The organism is Vibrio ishigakensis (assembly GCF_024347675.1).
Classification (GTDB): domain Bacteria; phylum Pseudomonadota; class Gammaproteobacteria; order Enterobacterales; family Vibrionaceae; genus Vibrio; species Vibrio ishigakensis.
The window spans coordinates 735701-754513 of sequence record NZ_AP024882.1; the positions used below are offsets into that span (position 1 = coordinate 735701).

Here is an 18813-nt window from a genome sequence, read left to right on the forward strand (position 1 = left end):
CATCACTGGCAGAGTAAGTACACGAACCTGAAGTAGTAGTTGTTCTCGCTAATCTGCGATGAACCATTAAAAAGCCCAACACTAGGTTGGGCTACTATCTATTGTCGAGCAGGGTTATCTTGAACCCATCTCTCTCAAATAGAGGTAGATGGTGTCCCTTGAGATACCTAGCGTCTTAGCTGCTAAAACAATACTGTCTTTGTATTTGAAGATGCCCAGCTCTTGTAGGCGAGTGATCACCTCACGATTGCGCTTAGATGGCGCTATAGATGTGTCGGCATGCACTTCATTTCGAACGACCTCAGCGGTACTGGTTACCGTTTCATCGATATCTTTGGCAAAGGTTTCAGGGGCCTTGGTTATCTCTCCAAGCTCTAATGGAAGCATGGTCTTTAAGAAGGATTGAACCGGCGCATCCATATCCACATTGATACACAGAAGGCCTATTGGGTTGCCTTTGGTGTTACGGATGATAGTCGTCATAGAGCGCAGGGTTTTACCACAGGTGCTCTTGGTCATATAAGACTCAGACACATCCTGACCTTCTTTTAATTTGAGTAGCGCTATATTGGTGATGGGTGCGCCTTCATCTCGACCTGTGATATGGCCGTTGGCGATCTTTAGGATAGAGGGGGAGTCCACATCTAATGTGTGCAGAATTACCTCGGTATATTCCCCGAACATCTTAGCGATTCCATCTACCACACTTCCCATGGCATTGAGGGTGTCGTAATCGCTCTTGGTCAGCTTGCGTAGTTGTTCCAATGTTTACCTCTTTGGCCAAATGGCCCAAATTTTCTTATTTCTTGGCATCTTTACGCGTGCCTTTGTGACCAATAATACCAATCTTTTGCTTGGTTTTTCGAGTGGCAGGGCGTGAATTTACTGGGTTGGGCTCATAAATGAGAACGCCCGCAATAAGAGTTGCGGGCGCATCATCGATTCTGGAGGCATAAACCGATAATAGTTGAGGGTAGGCTAGGTCTTACGCTTTATGAGCGATAGCTTCTACTTCTACAAGAACGCCTAGTGGCAGGTCTTTTACTGCGAAACAGCTACGAGCCGGACAGTCTCTATTGAACACATCAGCGTACACCGCGTTGAATGCAGCGAAGTCTTCGATATTGGCTAGGTAGCAGGTTGTTTTCAGTACGGTATCGATGTTGCCGCCACCCGCTTCAATCACACTTTTTAGGTTCTCAAGGGACTGAACGCTTTGCGCGGTAATGCCACCTTCTACTACTTTGCCTGTCTCTGCGTTCACTGGAAGTTGACCAGAGGTAAAGATCAGGCCCTCAAAAGCTGTGCCGTGTGAGTATGGGCCGATAGCTTCAGGTGCTTTGTTTGAGTTGATTGTAGTCTTCATATAATCCTCACATAAATTTGAGTTATTCATCATTTGTTGAGAGGGATTCTGCGATCGATTTGAACTAATTTCAATATAATTTGAGAAATTTAATGTTAGCTACCAGCTTGTTGTGCCAAAGATCTCGTTTATTCAATCGCTTATAGATTTAGATCTCAGATTTTGCTGAATTTTTGTTTCGTCTATTGTTGAAAGTGTTTTTCTCAAATATCGTTGAGGAAGATTCAAGGACAACTAACAATAATTTCAAAGAGACGTGAACAATGAGTGAAAACATACAAAATCTGCCTTTGGACTCTAAACCAGAGATCTGGGAAAAGGCGGGCATGACCCAAGCCGAGTGGAAACAAGCCGTTAAGTTCGATGGTGTTGATATCGGTTGGGTGGTGATGAGTATCGGCATGGCCATCGGAGCAGGTATCGTGTTCCTGCCTGTGCAGGTGGGCATCATGGGCCTTTGGGTCTTCCTGCTCTCCTCTATCATTGGCTATCCAGCCATGTATATGTTCCAAAAACTGTTTATTAACACCCTAGCTGAGTCAAAGAAATGTACTGATTATCCGGGTGTTATCTCCGGCTACCTAGGCAAGAATTGGGGCGTGGCTCTGGGCGTGCTCTACTTTATGATGTTGGTGATATGGGTTCTGGTTTACTCACTCGCCGTTACCAATGATAGCGCCTCTTATCTGCACTCCTTCGGAGTGACCGAAAGCCTGATGAGTGAGAATGTCTTCTATGGTCTGGGGCTTATCTGCGTACTTTCTTTTATCGGTAGTAAGGGTGAAAAACTGCTATTTAAACTGTCTGGTTTTATGGCGGTAACCGTACTTTCGCTGGTGGCCGTAATGGGGATTCTACTGATGGCACGTTGGGATATGAACAATATCCCTGCCATGGGTGCATTCATTCCTATGTTGAAAGATGCCATCATTACCTTGCCGTTTACCTTGACCTCAATCCTGTTTATTCAGTCTCTGAGCCCTATGGTTATCTCGTATCGCTCAAAAGAGAAATCTATTGAAGTTGCTCGCTATAAAGCAAGTCGAGCAATGAAGATCGCCTTCTCTATTCTGTTTGTTATCGTGTTCTTCTTTGCGGTTTCTTTCACTTTAGCCATCAGTCAAGAGCAGGCGGTTGATGCTATGAACCGTAACGTTTCTGCGCTGGCCATTATCGCGGCTTACTTCCCAGGTTCGTGGGCGACCGTGACTGGCATTGTTATCAATATCTTTGCGGTAGTGACCTCTTTCTTTGGTGTATTCCTAGCATTCCGTGAGGCATGTAAGGGACTGGCGATGAACCTTCTGCAACGTAAATACAAAGAAGAAGATATTAATAAAGATTTAGTAGAGAAGGGCGTAATCGCGTTCATCATTCTACTTGCTTGGAGCGCGATTGCACTGAATGCACCTATCCTGTCATTCACCTCTATCTGTAGCCCAATCTTCGGTCTAGTAGGGTGTTTGATTCCAGCTTACTTGGTCCACAAGATGCCGCATCTGCATAAGTACAAAGGCATGTCGACCAATCTGATAATAGGCACGGGCATCCTGCTTTGTATCTCGCCGATATTGGCATTCCTCTAAAACTAACAAGGGCCACAGATGTGGCCCTTTTGCTATAAGGTTTCTTGCCTCAATTGATTGAGGTATTGGCGCATGAAGATGGCGCGTTTTTTCCCTTCCTTCTGCCCAGCCTTGGTTTGCATGGTTTCCGGCAACTTGAACAGCTTAGTAAAGAAGTGGTCAATACAGTATTTCTTATCCTCTAGCTCTCTATTTTCGGCAAAGGGGTCTTCTCTGTGATAGAGCTCGGATGAAAATTGGCTACTGACTTGAATACAGCGTGCGATACCAATAGCGCCTAGCGCATCCAGTCTATCGGCATCTTGTACCACTTTTGCTTCAATGGTTTCGGCGGGAATTCCTGCGCTAAAGCTGTGGGCACTGATGGCGTGATAGATATCTTTATGGGTATCACTTGGGTAATCGATGCTTATTAAAAATTGAACTGCTTTATCGGCGGCGAGTTGCGAACCAAGGTGACGCTCTGGATGGTCTTTAGGAAGATTAACGCAGTCGTGCAGGTAAGCAGCCGGGAGAACCACTGCCATGTTAGCATTTTCCTGAGATGCGAGTTGCTTAGCGGTTTTTACCACTCTAAGTATGTGTGAAATATCGTGAGCCGCATCCATCTCCATCTGCTCGGAGATAAACTCAACAAACAGCGCCTCGTACTTTTCTATCTCACTCATGCTACCTCTTCCAATGGGAACACCTTGTTGAAATATTCTAGTACGAGAATGGAATCTGGGGTGAACTCAGCGCCAATATGCTCTGCGTAACCTTTAAAGAAATTCATATGGGCGTTCTTCCACCACTCTAGGGTTTGATCGCCTTCACCCTCTAGGGCGGCAAATTCTTCACTAACTTGGTTAAAGGCTGAGGTCTCTACTTTATCGATTCTGATAATACACACAGGGTTTTGAGCCCAGTCTAAGACCACAGTGAGATCGCCAGCTTTGGGTAGTGGAACACCCTCGATGTCATAACCTGCTTTTAGGCTACAAGAGGCACGTTTGATGTTTTGATTGATGAGCTTTGCACACTCATTGGCGTTGTATTCATCGGCACAAAAATGCTCAAAGGTGATGTTCCCTATCTCAGCTCTTTGAGTGTCAGAGAGGGTTTCTAGGTAACTCTCGAGGAACCGCTGTTGCTTAATCGCCATTTATAGATGTCCATATCTTTAATCCTTTGTTTATTCTATAAAAGTGACTGCATATCGTTGTGACATAAACCACTATTTTTAAAACAAAAAAGGCCGAGCATGAGCCCGGCCAAAGATGGAGTATAACTAGGAACTAGTTATAAGTTTTGCTATTAAAGTGCTTCACCATAGATATCAAAGTTGAAGTACTTAGCTGCAATCTTGTCGTAGGTGCCGTTGGCACGGATCTTCTCGATAGCTTGGTTGAATTTTTCAGCCAGCTCTTTGTCTTGTTTGCGCAGTGCTAGGGCTGTGCCTTCGCCGATATAAGCTTTATCTGTTACCGCTTCGCCTTTGAACTCGAAACCTTTGCCGATGTCTTTGCCAAGGAATGCTAGCTCTAGCTGATCAGCGTTACCAAAAGTCACATCTAGACGACCGTTTTGCATATCGATATACACCTCGTCCTGACCGTTGTAACGCTTGATGTCAGCTATTTTTCCAAACTTGTCAGTCACGTAGCGATCGTGGATAGTACCTTGCTGAAGACCGATTACCTTGCCTTTTAGGCCCTCAGCATCCATTGCAAAATCAGCGTTGGCTTGAGCCACAAAGCGCGCTGGTGTTTGATAATATTTGTCAGTAAATAGGATGCGCTGCTTACGTTCTTCAGTGATGCGCATAGACGCCATAATTACATCAGATTTGCGCGCCAGTAGGCTTGGGATCAGTGAGTCCCAACCCTGAGAAACCCAAGTACACTTCAGTTCTGCTTCCTTACATAGGGCATCAGCAATCTCGATATCGAAGCCGACAGGTTGACCTTCAGCATTCTTGTAGTTGAAAGGAGGGTAAGTGAAGTCAGAAGCCAAGCGAACCTCTTTTGCTGCCACAGCGGTTGAACCTAGTGTTGCAGCAAATGCCAGTGCCATAAGTAGTTTTTTCATGTTCAAGTCCTTTTAGAGTGCGGTTTGAGGGTACTGACAGATCAAATCAGCGACTTCTTGCATCGACTCAGAAGAGCCGACACTGATTCTGACGCAGTTTTGTAACGCAGGTTCGTGGGTTTGGTTACGCGTTACAATCCCATGGTTTTTCAGGTAATCAAATAGGTCTACTCCTTGTTTTGTGCGGATAAGCACAAAGTTGGTAGCAGACGGGTAAATGGTCTCAATCCAATCTAGGTGTTGGATTGAGCTTACAAATTTTTCTCGGGTAGCAATGACGGCTTGGGTATTGGTCATTGCGATATCGATGCCTTGTTTGGAAAGTGCTTTAAGCACGATTTCTGCCGAACAGTCCGGCATTGGATACGGTGGGATCAGCTTTTCAACGAATTGCATTACCTCAGGTGCGGCAAGGATAAAGCCACAACGAACCGCAGCCAGACCAAAGGCTTTTGATAAGGTGCGAATGATGATGAGATTTGGATACTGCTCGATAAGCTCAACCAGATTAGTTTCAAGCTCAAACTCGATATAGGCTTCATCAACCACCACTAGTGCTTCGTTTGAAGTACCCTCAAGTACCTTGATGATGTCAGCACGACTCAGAAGGTTACCTGTTGGATTGTTTGGCGAGCATAGAAAGACAAGATTGGCTTCTGGTGCTTTAGCCAGCACTCCTTCAACATCTAGGTCGAAGTTTGGTGTTAATAATGGAACATCCAATGTTTCGATAGCCAGAGCATCAGCGCAGAACTCATACATGGCATAGGTCGGTGAGGTGATAAGGATCTTATCTTGCCCTGGCTTACAGAAACTGCGAATAAGCAGATCGATTGCCTCGTCCGCACCGCGAACAGCCAGTGTAGGCACTTCAGTGCGACAGTATTCTTGATAGGCGGTAGCGATATCTTGAGGTAGAAAATCTGGGTAGCGATTGTAGTCCACCGATGATGAATCGTAATGAACCCCTTGTTCTAATTCGTTGGCATTCAGCCACAATCTGCCCGAGCCTCCAATGCGGCGCGCTGATTGATATGGTATTAGTTTTTTTATGCTTTCAGGCGCTAGTTTTTCAGCCAGTGACGTCATTGGTGTACGTTCCTTGTGAATGCAGAATCAGATTAAAGTCTAATTTATGCATATGTATCTCGATTTAGTAATAATCTAATCAATCTATGATTGTTAAAGAAGCGAAATAATCACATACTAGCCATGATAAAAATGCATGGATAAGCACGGTAAATGAACACACATCTTCCCTCGACCAAGAATTTGCAGGCATTCTTGGCTACCGCAGAGCACCTTAACTTCACGCATGCGGCGCAGTCGCTAAATATGACGCAAGGTGCCATTAGCCGACAAATTCAATCTTTAGAAGAACTTATCGGTGTTTCTTTGTTTTTTAGACAGGCTAGGGGACTAAGCTTGACGCCGGAGGGGAGCAAGTTTGTGCCCTTGGCTGAGGACATCTTACTGCGGATGCGAAACGCTATGCTCGAGGTGGCCGAGCGTTCTAATCGTATCAAATTAAATGCGCCGAGTTGCGTTACCTCATGGCTGCTTCCTCGATTGATGTCTTTTCAACAGCACTATCCAGATATAGAGGTGGAGCTCACCTCTAGTATCAAACATCAGATCCTGCCGAACTTCGATACCTTCGATCTAGTGATTGTGTATGGCAAGCCCGCTCAATCGCTGTCTGTTACTCAACATGTGCTGTTTGACGAGATGTTAACACCTATTTGCTCTCCAGAATTGTGGAATAAGGTGATGGAAGACAACTGGCAGGATACAGACTTGGCTAAGTTTACCTGGTTGCATGCCGATATAGAGCAAAGAGATTGGAAGCTGTGGCTTAACAAGGGGGGGATAAATTCGGTTCGAGCTAGACGCAACCAGACTTTTTCTACCCTAGATCAGGCCATGAATGCCGCCCAACAGGGGTTCGGTATCGCCATCGGCGATGTCACTCTCGCAGAGCAGGATCTAAAGCTCAATAGATTGATGAGACCATACAATAAGTCTGTCGCGTCAGGGCAAAGCTATTACTTGCTAAGACCGGAGCAAGCACAAAGCGGTGCAATAGATATCTTCCTAGCTTGGTTGATAGATCAAAGCTCCGACTCGGCTTCGTATGGGACTGAACTTGAGGTTTTGGAACAATAGCCCCCCACCTTTCAAGAATGCAACGTCATATTACTTGGCTCTGTCTTAGGCCTGATTGAATTAAGTTAGGTTTACTAGTTTTAGGAGAGCCACTATGACCATACAGCACTACGTATTATTTAAGCTTAATGATTCAGTTCCAAGCGATGAAGTCGCTAGAGGAATGCTCCCTTTTGTGGCCAAGCTAAGTGGTATTCCGGGCGTTTTGTCCGCAACTTTTTCACAAAATGGATTTCAGCGAGATGGTAATTTTGACCTTATGTTACAGGTTTCTTTGCAAGATAAGAGTGCGCTAGAAACCTATATTGCTCATCCGATCCACAAGCGCTTTTCTGCTCAGATACAGCCTTTTATTGAAACTAAAGTAAAGTTTGACCGTGTGATGGGCTAGAAAAGCCAGCAACAGTCGGGGGACCGTCACTGGCTGGAGCTTAGCGGAGAGGTGGAGATGTAGCCTATGACAGTTCAACCGGTGCCGGGAGAGCACCTATTGAGTTCAAAAACACATCTATTTTTGCAGAACCTCACGTTTAAGTGACGGGCAAAATAATCGTACTAAATATGAATAGCAAGTAATTTTTCGTTCCGAATACGATTTGTGATACTATCGCTCTTATTTCGTTAAAAGACCCCTGACATGGCTAGAATCACACAACAGCAAAAAGCGGAAAACTTGGCTCGTTACAACTCAATCATCCTAAGAGTCTTTTTAGACGAGGGTTGGGACAGCGTTACCTACGATAGATTGGCTAAGGAAACTGGACTGAGAAAGAGTACCTTGCAAGGCTACTATCCGTCGAACAAGGACTTTGCTCAGGCGATGCAAGGCAAGGTTATGCCGATTGTGTTGGAGCAACTGGACTTTAGTTCTGCAGAGGCATTCGTTGAATCTTGGATGAAAGGCCTAGAGCAGAAACAGTTTTCTATGATCGTCCGAATGTTTGTATCTAACTCTACCAAGCCACATCCGAACGAGTTTACCCAGCGTGGTATTTTAGGGCTAAAACAGATGCTCGTCTCGCACCTTCCTGATGAGAATGCGGATGAGATCTTAGAGTCAGTATTAGGTAAGTCAGTAATGAACCTACTTTTCTCTAATAAAGCTAAGTTTTCTTAATTTTTACGCCCCATTCGATGTTAAGTCGAGTTGGGGCGTTTCTTTATCTGTAGTCTTATAATTTTTTTCAGTTTGTAACCCATTGATATAAATGATGTATTACCAAGATAACTTACACGCAAACGTTTATATGACTAAAAACACGTTGACTCTGTGATTTATATCACCATAATACCGCCCGTTTGTCTGAAATTTGCACACGAAATTGCTAAGTAGTACGGAGGTAAGTATGGCTGGTGACAACAACTATAGCCTTGGGCCGGTTCCTGAGAGCGCACGAAAAGGTGTCGCATCGCTAACCATGGTGATGTTGGGTTTGACCTTTTTCTCAGCGAGTATGTGGACGGGTGGTTCGCTCGGCACAGGTCTTAGTTTCAACGATTTCTTCCTAGCCGTAATCCTCGGTAACCTAATCCTCGGTATCTACACTTCCTTCCTCGGATACATCGGCGCCTCTACTGGCCTTTCAACTCACCTTCTAGCTCGTTTCTCTTTTGGTACAAAAGGCTCTTGGCTTCCATCGGCACTGCTTGGCGGTACGCAAGTAGGTTGGTTCGGTGTAGGTGTGGCTATGTTCGCTATCCCTGTTCAAAAAGCGACTGGCATCGACACTAACATTCTTATCCTAGTATCTGGTCTACTAATGACAGGTACGGTTTACTTTGGTATCAAGGCGCTGATGGTGCTTTCAGCTATCGCAGTACCTGCTATCGCTATGCTTGGTGGTTTCTCAGTATTGACGGCAGTAGACAGCGTAGGTGGCCTGGATCAGCTTCAGCTAATCAAGCCTGAAACGCCAATCGACTTCTCGGTAGCTCTGGCTATGGTAGTAGGTTCATTCGTGAGTGCAGGTACACTGACTGCTGACTTTGTACGTTTCGGCAAGAAGGCCTCTAGTGCGGTTGTAGTGACCATGGTGGCGTTCTTTATCGGTAACTCATTGATGTTTATCTTTGGTGCGGCAGGTGCGGCAGCAACAGGTCAAGCGGACATCTCAGATGTGATGATGGCTCAGGGTCTACTTATTCCAGCAATCATCGTTCTTGGTCTAAACATCTGGACCACCAACGAGAACGCGCTATACGCATCAGGCCTTGGCTTCTCAAACATCACAGGCAAATCAAGCACAATGCTGTCGGTTATCAACGGTCTTGTAGGTACCCTGTTTGCGCTGTGGCTATACAACAACTTTGTAGGTTGGTTGACCTTCCTATCTCTGGCGATTCCACCAATCGGTGGCGTGATCATCGCTGACTTCATCATGAATAAGAAGCGCTACCAGAACTTTGAAAAAGCAGAGTTTCTAACCGTTAACTGGGCAGCAATCATTGCAGTAGCGGTAGGTGTAGCGGCAGGTAAGTTTATTCCAGGTATCGTGCCTCTAAATGCTGTACTAGGCGGCGCGCTGTGCTATATCCTGTTGAACCCTTTGATGAACAAAAAAGCCATCGCTTCTGAGCAAGCAGCTTAGGATTTTCCAATGAATTCATTACTGATCAACAACGTTCGTTTTCCAGACCAAGAAGAGCTACATCAAATCTTGGTGGAGAACGGTCAATTTACCCGTATCGAAAAAGCGGGCACCCTGGACGCGTTTGAGGGTGAGACCCTAGATGCGGAAGGCGGTATTGCAGTTGCTCCTTTCTGTGAGCCTCATATCCACCTAGATGCGACACAAACCGCCGGTGAGCCGAGCTGGAATATCTCGGGCACGCTTTTTGAAGGTATCGAGCGTTGGGCTGAGCGTAAGCAACTACTTACTATCGAAGACGTTAAGACACGCGCTAAGCAGACTCTAAAATGGCAGATTGCTAACGGTATCCAACACGTACGTACACACGTAGACGTTTCAGACCCAACTCTACTGGCGCTCAAGGCGATGGTAGAGGTTCGTGAGGAGATGAAAGAGTGGGTTGATATCCAGATCGTTGCATTCCCGCAGGAAGGCATCCTTTCTTACCCGAACGGTAAAGAGTTGCTTGAAGAAGCAGTGCAGCTTGGCGCAGACGTTATCGGTGCAATTCCTCACTTTGAGTTTACTCGTGAGTACGGGGTTGAGTCACTGCACTACATCTTCGAACTGGCGCAAAAGTACGACTGTCTGATCGATGTGCACTGTGATGAGATTGACGATGAGCAGTCTCGCTTTGTTGAAACCCTTGCCGCTCTTGCGCACAAGTTCGAGATGGGGCATCGCGTAACCGCTAGCCACACAACGGCGATGGGCTCATACAATGGAGCCTATGCATCGCGTCTATTCCGCCTGCTTAAGATGTCGGGCATCAGCTTTGTGGCAAACCCGCTAGTGAACACTCACTTGCAAGGTCGCTTCGATGATTATCCTAAGCGTCGCGGTGTGACCCGTGTGAAAGAGATGCTGGCTGCGAACATCAATGTCTGCTTCGGTCATGACGATGTGTTTGACCCTTGGTATCCACTAGGGACAGCAAACATGCTTCAGGTACTGCACATGGGTCTACACGTGACTCAGGTGATGGGTTATGACCAAATCAATCAGTCTTTGGATCTGATTGGTCAAAATTCTGCCAATGCTCTAAACATTCAAGACAAATACGGTATCGAGGTTGGTAAGCCAGGTAGCCTGCTTATCCTACCGGCTGAAAACGGCTTTGATGCAGTTCGTCGCCAAGTACCAGTGCGCTACTCAGTGCGCCACGGTAAGGTGATTTCGTCGACTGTTCCTGCGACGACGACGATTACACTAGACAAACAAGAAGAGGTAACCTTCAAGCGATAAGCGTTCTAGGTCTCTATCAAAAAGGCGGAATTCACCTCTGGTGGTTCCGCCTTTTTGCATTCTGATACCTAAAATTTATTGATCTGGTGCGCAGATTATTGGATCTTCTGTGAAAAATGACCTTAATTGATATCTAGGCGTATTAACTTGCGGATTCGCCGTATTGGCGCCCCTAGTGAACCTAAGGAGTTGATTCATGATTAAGAGCCTTCTAGTTGTATCGCTATCCGTGCTGTTTGTAGCTGGCTGTTCAAACACGAGCGTAAATGACAAAGACATCAGCTGGTCATCCTATGGCTACGAGACTGGGTCTCATGGTAAGCGAGCAGACGCAACCTTGCTTGCGCTTGCAAACGCAGAGCAACGTCAAGAATTTGAGCAAGGTTATGCCAAAGGCAACCAAGAGTTCTGCTCGCAAAATGGTTATTCGGTGGGTTTGACCAGAACACCTTATTATGGGCAATGTGCAGATGTAGCATCGAGTTTTGAGGCTGACTACTACCTAGGCCTAGCGGACAGCGCCAAGATGTATATCTCTGATCGCAGCTAACAGCACCATCAGTTTTACCAAACAGCACTCTTTCGAATAGAAGGGGTGCTTTTTTTGTATTTTGAGTAGACTATTTATTGAGATGCGCTTAACTAATCTATTGATAGTTATAGAAATTTAGTTGTAAGGAAAGGGCATGCTAAGGAAAGCATTATTGGGTGTCGCGCTATTCGCTCCAGTGGCATTGGCGGCGAGCTCTGTAGAGCTGAAATATGAAAAACGCGCAGATAGCAACGAACAACAGGTGTATGAGCTTATTAAAGAGAGTGGCGTAAACGAGCAGTTTATCCAACTGTCGGATGAGCTGTTTCCATTCGAGGAGCCAATGAAGCTTGTTTATGGTGGCAGTGAGGGGCCACTGTATGACCCGAGCAATCACACCGTATATATTCCCTACGCTTTTGTTCTAGAAGCTCAACATTACTTCTCAAAGCACAGACCCAAATCCGAGGTAGACCAAGGGGCTATTGATACCCTAATGCACACCCTGCTTCATGAAGCGGGTCATGCGTTGGTTTCGGATAATGGCATCCCTATCTTGGGTAAAGAGGAGGATGCGGTTGATAACCTCGCCACTATTATCATGCTGCAATATCTGGACAATGGAGCAGAAGCCGCAATAAACGCCGCAGATATGTTTAGCTATGAATCGGAAGAGGGTGGTGAGTATTACGACTTCGGTGAATATGCGGGTGTGCATAGTTTTGATATGCAGCGCTATTTTGCCACTCTGTGTCTGGTGTATGGTAGTGATCCTGAGGGTAATAAAGGGCTTCTAGATGAAATAGAAGAGGATTATTTGCCCGAGCAGAAAGAGACCTGTGAAGAGACTTATCTGCAGCTCGATTATAACTGGCATGAGTATCTAAAAGGTGATGCTAAGGGAGACTAAATGAGGACATTGCTGCTGTCTGGCGCGCTGCTGGTTGCGCCTGTTGCATACGCCGAGGTAATCGAGGTATCGTCTGAAAAACTGAGCCAGATCCCAAGCAATGAAGATATCTGGATTCATGTACAGAACCAAGGCAATCTGAGCCAGTATCAGGCTCGCTTCATTTCAACCTTGTCCAAACAGTGTATCGAGCAAATGGACTTTGCTTCCACTCAGGTTCTGGATAGCATCAACCGCAAAACACGATTTTCAGAAGATGAAAGTGGCCAGATAAAGGGTAATCGCCCGGTCGGCTTTTTCGATATTACCTTTGATATTGATGTGACCACTGAAAGGGGTGAATCTGGTACCAAGGTCCAGCAACACCTGCATAACTACAATATGTTTGTAGATTCCGCCGAGTTTCAATTCACCATGACGCCCCAATCCGACAGCAATGTGCTGGTAGATCTGATTGCCTCAAATCGAGTCAGTGATGATATACCTAGCTGGCTGAGCAATATGTTCCAGAGTGATGTTGGCGATAAGGTACAGCACTTTCAGAATGCGCTGAATGGCTTGTGCGATTGAGGGTTGAAAACCTTGGCTAATGACGGGATAGAAAAAGGGCACGCTAATTGCGTGCCCTTTGTACTTATTTGATGTTGATATTCCTATCTCGTTTATCGTACATGTCAGGAGTGGTATGTACACCGCCTGCATAGCCAGCAGCTTCTAGGGTTTCACGTACCTCTTTCACATCATCTGCGGTAACCGGAATAGTCCTAGCACCTAAGTGGTAGCGAACGAAGGTAATGAGATCCGCCAAAGCTTGGTCAGACAGTACATCCTCGAAGCTCGCCATCGGCATGAAGTTTTTGTCTTCATCCAAGTAGGTTGGCTGCAATCCTCGAATGGTTACCGCTATGGTGTTGAATGGGTCGCGGTGCATGATAATACCATTGTCCAACAGAGCTGGAGCGATAGGCTCTCGACCTTTACCATCTTCACCATGACAGGCACCACAGGTTTGCGCATAGGTCTGGTAGATCTCGTTGGCATAGGCACCCTCAGTAAAGCCTTTCGGCTCTAGCACTACCGCATCTGGTGCGATGAAGTTGTTTACATCCCCTTTGAGTAGGTAGTAAGACATGGACTCTACGTCCTCACGGGTCATCAAGCTGAGACTGTTCTTGATAACATCGGCCATACCGGCAAACGCAGTACCCTTGTCTGAGTGGCCCGTATGTAGGAAGTCGGTGAGAGACTTGATGTCCCAACCGTCCACATACAGCTCGTTGGAGGTGATATCAGGCGCATTCCAGCCATCGATCAGGTTACCTTGGAAGATGCGATCACTGATAATGGCCTGGGCTATGTTGCGTGGCGAGTGACACTCGGAGCAATGTCCTAGACCGGCTACCCAATACTTACCCTCTTGCCACTTTTCAACATCATCGACTTCATCCTTAATTTCCGCAGGGACCTCGTAGGAAAGCGGATTAGTGTCCATAAACACTATGTTCCAGCTCAAGAGGCCGATACGGATATTGGATGGGAAGATCATGCTGTTGTCGTCGTTGCGGCGCGGCACCGCTGTGATGGACTGCATGTATTCCCACATATCTCGCATGTCTTCTTCTCTCACATACTGATATGAGGTGTAAGGCATTGCAGGGTAGAGATACCCGTGACGACCTTTACCATCCACTAGTGCCGCTTTGAAGTCTTCGTAGTCGTATTCACCGATACCTTCACTGGCGTGTGGAGTGATATTGGTGGAGTAAACAGTACCAAATGGGGTTACGAAAGGAAGACCGCCAGCAAAGGGTTCACCACCCTCGGCACTGTGACAAGCCACGCAGTCACCCGCATGGGCAAGGTACTCGCCGCGTTTGACCGACTCTGGGTCTAAGCTTGCCAGTTTCTCGTCATAGTCCAATCGAGACTTGGTGAGCATGGCACCGATAGCGAGGATTTCATTCTTGGTGAGGTGGTTTTCGAATGCAGGCATGACATTGTTAAGACCATAACGAATAGTATGTTGGATCTCCTCAATACTACCGCCATGCAGCCAGGTATCATCCGAGAGCAAAGGCACGCCAAGCTCTTCATTGGCAAGGGAGCCATCACCATGACAGGCGGAGCAGTACTGCATAAACACCTGTTTACCCAGTTCCACCTTCACTGGCGGAACATTACTGTGCCTCTGATTGAGTGAGGCAAGATAGTAAGAAGCCTTGGCAATCTCATCTTCCGTTAGCACTTCTAGATAACCAGCCATAGCACCGTTACGACCTTTCTCAATAGAGTGGATGATGGCTTCATCACTGCCGCCGTACATCCAGTCGTTATCTATGAGGTTAGGGAAGTGTTTTTGGCCTTGCGCGTTGTCTCGGTGACAGGCGGCGCAGTGTGTCTTGAACAACATGGCGCCACTGGTAGTGATTGCTTCGTTGGTAGCGAGCGACATGAGTGAGGTGTCGGTTACCTCAGCAAATTGCTCATCAAGTGTGGTTTGAGGCGAACTCAGCTTATCGTCGCTTTGTACCCAATTAGCTAGACCGTCCCAGTTACCCATACCTGGGTAGAGGATGAGGTAACCGACGGTAATTGCGGCCGCCACAGTGTAGGAGATAAACAACAGCTTAGGTGCGGGAGCATCGTTTTCCGCTATGCCATCGAAGGTATCTAAGGTTTTGTCGGCATCCGCGGTATGATTCTTCTTCCAGTAATAGATGACCACAACGATCATGACTACGAAGAAGAGCAAGATGGCGATGATGGTCCATAGGTTCCAGAAAGTACTCATTGCATTACCTCCTGTGCCGTATCAACCCCAAGGCTCTGTAGATATTGGATTAGAGCCTCACCCTTGGTTCTGCCTCTCACCTGCAAGCGAGCATCAGCGATTTCTTGATCTGTGTAGGGAACACCGAGCTTACGTAGCGTCTCCATCTTACCGGTAATGTCATCACCTGATAGTTTTTGATCAAACAGCCAAGGATAGGCTGGCATGATAGAGGTGGGCACAACCGCTCGAGGGTCAACGAGGTGCAGTACATGCCATTGGTCAGAGTATTTGCGTCCTAGATTGGTAAGGTCGGGCCCTGTACGTTTGGAGCCCCAAAGATTTGGGAACTCGTAGATGTCGTCGGCCTCTTTGTTAGCTCGGCCGTTGCGTTTCATCTCGGGCTCGAGCGGGCGTACCATCTGGGTGTGACACACATGGCAGCCTTCGCTGATATAGATATCGCGGCCTGCTACCTGAATTGCAGTAAGGGGCTTGGCAAGGCTGCCTTCGGCGATATCATCACCACGCACTAGGCTAGGAACAAGCAATACCACGATAGAGAAAGAGGCCACCGCTATGGTGGTTATGATGAGAATCACCAGTGATTGCGTGAAGTCTTTACTCATGCTTGAGCCTCCCTTCTAAGAATCGGCTTCGGCATATTGACGGTTTTGTAGAGGTTGTAGGCCATCAACACCAAGCCCAGAACAAACAGTGCGCCACCAAAGAATCTTAGGAATAACCAAGGGGCTTTAAAGTCCATGGCTTCGACAAAGCTGTAGATGAGCTCACCGTTCTCTTGTTGAGCTAGCCACATATAGCCCTCGCCGATGCCGGCAACCCATAGGGCGATGGCGTAGATAGCAACGCCTGCGTGCGCTAGCCAGAAATGCCATTTGATTAGACGATTAGACCAGAGCTTATCTTTGCCCCACAGCTTAGGAATGAAGTAGTAGAAGACTGCTATCCCTGACATACCAACCCAGCCCAAAGCACCGGAGTGCACATGTCCGATAACCCATTCACTGTTGTGGGCAATCATGTTGAACCAACGGATAGCCAATAGCGGACCTTCGAAGGTGGCCAAGCAGTAGTAAAGCACTGCTGAGAAGAAGAACAGCATGATGTAGTCTGTTTTGAGTTTTTCCTTGTTCTGCCATAGTGTCATACCGCTGTTAAAGGCACCCGCCCATGACGGTAACCAAAGGATCAGCGACATCACTACACCTATGTTTTGTAGCCATACGGGAACTGACGAATAAACAAGGTGGTGTGTACCGGCCCAAGTGTAGAAACCGACAAGCCCCCAAAAATGGATAACCGACAAGCGGTAGGAGTAAATAGGGCGCTCGGCTACTTTAGGAATGAAGTAGTAGTTCATGCCGATGACGCCAGCAGTGAGTAGGAAGCCAACTGCGTTGTGTCCCCACCACCACTGTACGATCGCATCCTGTGCGCCGGCGAAGACGGAGTAAGACTTGGTGAAAGAGGCTGGCATCGCAAGGTTGTTCACCACAAAGATCAGCGCGATTACTATGATAAAGGCGGCAAAGAACCAGTTGGCTACGAAGATGTGGTTAACCCTGCGTTTCGCTAGCGTGCCGAAGAAAAGCAATGCATACAAAACCCAAACAAGCACTATTAGTAAGTCGATCGGCCATTCAAGCTCAGCGTACTCTTTTGAGGTGGTATAACCCATTGGTAGTGACAACACCGCGAGTAGCAGAACCAGCTGCCAGCCCCAAAATACCATCCAAGCTAGGCTCTTGTTAAACAGTGCACACTGCCCGGTGCGCTGAGCAATGTACAAGGAGGCACCCATGAGAATGTTCACCACAAAACCGTATATGACCCCAGACGTATGCAGTGGACGCAATCGCCCAAACTGGAAGTACTCGGAATCGAAATTGAGAATAGGCCAGTAGAGTTGGGCCGCGAGGATCACCCCGATCAGCATGCCCACTAGTGCCCAGATGACCGAAGCCACCACGAAGAACTTGACCACTTTAGTGCTGTAGTCCGGTGCTGTAGCGTCCATGTTGTCTCCTGATTACTCGTTCTCACTGCCTAGTTTCGAGTAGAAATAAGAAATGTCTTCAATGTCTTGGTCGGTAAGTGCGTCAACTTGCTGTTGCATTAGGATCGCAAGCCCACTGGTTCGTTCACGTGCTTTGTAATCTTTAAGGGAGGAAATAAGGTATCCCATCTTTTGCCCACGGAGATTTGGGTAGGGATCTAGGGTGGAAATGCCGTCTTCACCGTGGCAGGTCATGCATACCTTCGCTTTTGCCTTGCCAATTTCAAACTGTTCATCTTTAGTCGTGTCAGCATGAACGGTAAAGCTCAGTGCTGCCAACAAAGTCCAAACAAGCTTCATAGATAAGTCCTTTATGCGCTGTTTCCGCAGAGGCCTCTGCGAACTAATAGTAGCCAAAAGTATAGTTTAGAAAGAGGGGAGTGCTTTGGATCACACTAGATGCTTACGCGCGTCGGCTGAAAAAGTTCGTTTTTGAGTGAAATGCTTTATCGAACTGGTTTGGCTAGCGAGTGACTTAGCCTTTGAAACCTATATAGAAATTGGGGGATAGCACTCAGCCAAACTGCCGAACTTGGCTTAGACTACTAGAGTAGTTATTCCAATTTTTGCTGTATCAAAGGGGCTAAGGATGGGCGCAATATTATCGGTGAGACAAAAGGCGAACCTTTATCTGAAGATGTTCAGTTTTAACAAGGTTCCGCTACTTTGGTTATGTAGACCCAAGATCGTACACATTGATGAAACTAGGGTAGAGGTGAAGATCCCCCTGCGTAGGCGCACCAAGAACCACCTTAACAGCATGTATATGGGTGCATTGGTCGTTGGCGCAGATGTCGCTGGTGGTTTCCTCGCTGCAATGAAGGCTCAGAATCAAGGTCAGCCTATATCACTCGCCTTTAAGGGGATTAAGGCAGATTTCTTGAAGCGTCCTGAGTCAGATGTGCACTTTATTTGCCACGACGGTGAGCTTATTGATGAGATGCTAAAAGAGACTATAAGCTCGGGTGAGCGTGTGAATAGAGATGTCACCATTATTGCAACCTGTCCCAAGCTAGGCTCTGATCCTGTGGCTGAGTTCCAGTTGACCCTCTCCTTGAAAGCTAAGTAAACTCGGGGAAAAGGAGGGCGTTTGATGTCTAAGACCCGCTTATTACTACTTTCCGCGTTTGCCGCGTATGCCTTACCTGCATCGGCAACTACTGGCTTTTTAGAATCGGAGAGCACCCAAGGATTTTCTAAGGTGTGCTTTTACGATGTGCTAGGGGAGATCCACTCACTGAACCTAGGCTCGACAGACCTTTGTCCGCTTACTCATGAGTTCGAGATTACGCCAAAGCTGCAACAGCCGAGCTCAGATGCCAATAAGACAGGTTTCTTTAAAGAAGAGAAGACGCAGGGTTTTAGTAAACTCTGCTCGTATGATGTACTCGGTGATACCTATGTGCTCACGATCGGTAGTACGGAAATCTGCCCACAGACCTACAAATTTTAAAGGAG

At 46.9% G+C, this 18813-nt stretch carries 21 protein-coding genes; 11 read left to right on the forward strand and 10 right to left on the reverse strand.

The window, feature by feature from the left end; translation table 11 throughout:
• Positions 1–114: 114 nt before the first annotated feature.
• Together Pcarn_RS17145 and Pcarn_RS17150 are read right to left on the reverse strand one after the other, a co-directional pair.
• On the reverse strand, positions 115–714 hold the full coding sequence (locus tag Pcarn_RS17145) for a helix-turn-helix transcriptional regulator (protein ID WP_261837297.1): 600 nt from the start codon (positions 712–714) through the stop codon (positions 115–117).
• Between the two features lie 271 nt (positions 715–985).
• A complete protein-coding gene (locus Pcarn_RS17150) occupies positions 986–1366 on the reverse strand; it encodes a Rid family detoxifying hydrolase (protein WP_261837143.1) in 381 nt (126 codons plus the stop codon).
• Positions 1367–1692: 326 nt separating this feature from the next.
• Between Pcarn_RS17150 and Pcarn_RS17155 the strand changes: the two genes are divergently transcribed.
• Positions 1693–2952 carry an SLC5/6 family protein gene (locus tag Pcarn_RS17155; protein ID WP_390904508.1) on the forward strand — a complete coding sequence of 420 codons (1260 nt, stop codon included), beginning with the start codon at positions 1693–1695 and terminating at the stop codon, positions 2950–2952.
• Positions 2953–2984: 32 nt separating this feature from the next.
• On the opposite strand, the gene Pcarn_RS17160 is transcribed toward Pcarn_RS17155, so the two are convergent.
• The 4 genes from Pcarn_RS17160 to hisC all read right to left on the reverse strand — a co-directional run bounded on the left by Pcarn_RS17160 (position 2985) and on the right by hisC (position 6111).
• Positions 2985–3620: an HD domain-containing protein gene (locus Pcarn_RS17160; protein ID WP_261837145.1), complete on the reverse strand. Its 636-nt coding sequence runs from the start codon at positions 3618–3620 to the stop codon at positions 2985–2987.
• The gene (locus tag Pcarn_RS17165; RefSeq protein WP_261837146.1) at positions 3617–4096 is read right to left on the reverse strand and encodes an ASCH domain-containing protein; all 480 of its coding nucleotides are present in this window, start codon (positions 4094–4096) and stop codon (positions 3617–3619) included. Before Pcarn_RS17165 ends, Pcarn_RS17160 begins: the two co-directional genes overlap by 4 nt.
• A gap of 152 nt (positions 4097–4248) precedes the next feature.
• Complete coding sequence (locus Pcarn_RS17170) at positions 4249–5022, reverse strand: ABC transporter substrate-binding protein (protein ID WP_261837147.1); 774 nt, start codon at positions 5020–5022, stop codon at positions 4249–4251.
• Positions 5023–5034: 12 nt separating this feature from the next.
• Complete coding sequence (gene hisC / locus Pcarn_RS17175) at positions 5035–6111, reverse strand: histidinol-phosphate transaminase (RefSeq protein ID WP_261837148.1); 1077 nt, start codon at positions 6109–6111, stop codon at positions 5035–5037.
• A gap of 153 nt (positions 6112–6264) precedes the next feature.
• Between hisC and Pcarn_RS17180 the strand changes: the two genes are divergently transcribed.
• The 8 genes from Pcarn_RS17180 (at position 6265) to Pcarn_RS17215 (ending at position 13075) form a co-directional block, all read left to right on the forward strand.
• Positions 6265–7188 (forward strand): LysR substrate-binding domain-containing protein, encoded by a 924-nt coding sequence (locus Pcarn_RS17180; RefSeq protein WP_261837149.1) that lies wholly within the window; start codon positions 6265–6267, stop codon positions 7186–7188.
• Between the two features lie 94 nt (positions 7189–7282).
• Positions 7283–7579 (forward strand): Dabb family protein, encoded by a 297-nt coding sequence (locus Pcarn_RS17185; protein WP_261837150.1) that lies wholly within the window; start codon positions 7283–7285, stop codon positions 7577–7579.
• Between the two features lie 246 nt (positions 7580–7825).
• On the forward strand, positions 7826–8305 hold the full coding sequence (locus Pcarn_RS17190) for a TetR/AcrR family transcriptional regulator (RefSeq protein WP_261837151.1): 480 nt from the start codon (positions 7826–7828) through the stop codon (positions 8303–8305).
• A gap of 229 nt (positions 8306–8534) precedes the next feature.
• Entirely contained in the window at positions 8535–9776 is a 1242-nt protein-coding gene (gene codB, locus Pcarn_RS17195) for a cytosine permease (protein WP_261837152.1), read from the forward strand.
• 9 nt (positions 9777–9785) lie between these two features.
• Positions 9786–11063, forward strand: a complete 1278-nt coding sequence (locus Pcarn_RS17200) for a cytosine deaminase (RefSeq protein WP_261837153.1) — start codon at positions 9786–9788, stop codon at positions 11061–11063.
• Positions 11064–11259: 196 nt separating this feature from the next.
• Positions 11260–11613 carry a DUF2799 domain-containing protein gene (locus tag Pcarn_RS17205; protein WP_261837154.1) on the forward strand — a complete coding sequence of 118 codons (354 nt, stop codon included), beginning with the start codon at positions 11260–11262 and terminating at the stop codon, positions 11611–11613.
• A gap of 136 nt (positions 11614–11749) precedes the next feature.
• The gene (locus Pcarn_RS17210; protein WP_261837155.1) at positions 11750–12505 is read left to right on the forward strand and encodes a DUF4344 domain-containing metallopeptidase; all 756 of its coding nucleotides are present in this window, start codon (positions 11750–11752) and stop codon (positions 12503–12505) included.
• On the forward strand, positions 12506–13075 hold the full coding sequence (locus Pcarn_RS17215; RefSeq protein ID WP_261837156.1) for a hypothetical protein: 570 nt from the start codon (positions 12506–12508) through the stop codon (positions 13073–13075). It begins immediately after the preceding gene.
• A 64-nt stretch (positions 13076–13139) separates the two neighbouring features.
• Here the strand turns inward: Pcarn_RS17215 and Pcarn_RS17220 are convergent, their stop codons facing one another.
• From Pcarn_RS17220 to Pcarn_RS17235, 4 genes are read right to left on the reverse strand one after another with little or no spacing between them, the layout of a single operon-like run.
• A complete protein-coding gene (locus tag Pcarn_RS17220; protein ID WP_261837157.1) occupies positions 13140–15296 on the reverse strand; it encodes a c-type cytochrome in 2157 nt (718 codons plus the stop codon).
• A complete protein-coding gene (locus tag Pcarn_RS17225; RefSeq protein ID WP_261837158.1) occupies positions 15293–15904 on the reverse strand; it encodes a cbb3-type cytochrome c oxidase subunit II in 612 nt (203 codons plus the stop codon). Before Pcarn_RS17225 ends, Pcarn_RS17220 begins: the two co-directional genes overlap by 4 nt.
• Complete coding sequence (gene ccoN / locus Pcarn_RS17230; RefSeq protein ID WP_261837159.1) at positions 15901–17316, reverse strand: cytochrome-c oxidase, cbb3-type subunit I; 1416 nt, start codon at positions 17314–17316, stop codon at positions 15901–15903. The genes Pcarn_RS17225 and ccoN overlap by 4 nt, the downstream gene beginning before the upstream one ends.
• Before the next feature lie 12 nt (positions 17317–17328).
• Positions 17329–17655, reverse strand: a complete 327-nt coding sequence (locus tag Pcarn_RS17235; protein ID WP_261837160.1) for a c-type cytochrome — start codon at positions 17653–17655, stop codon at positions 17329–17331.
• Between the two features lie 289 nt (positions 17656–17944).
• On the opposite strand from Pcarn_RS17235, the gene Pcarn_RS17240 reads away from it, so the two are divergent.
• Both Pcarn_RS17240 and Pcarn_RS17245 read left to right on the forward strand, forming a co-directional pair.
• On the forward strand, positions 17945–18424 hold the full coding sequence (locus tag Pcarn_RS17240; RefSeq protein WP_390904505.1) for a DUF4442 domain-containing protein: 480 nt from the start codon (positions 17945–17947) through the stop codon (positions 18422–18424).
• A 24-nt stretch (positions 18425–18448) separates the two neighbouring features.
• The gene (locus Pcarn_RS17245) at positions 18449–18808 is read left to right on the forward strand and encodes a hypothetical protein (RefSeq protein WP_261837161.1); all 360 of its coding nucleotides are present in this window, start codon (positions 18449–18451) and stop codon (positions 18806–18808) included.
• Positions 18809–18813: the final 5 nt, after the last annotated feature.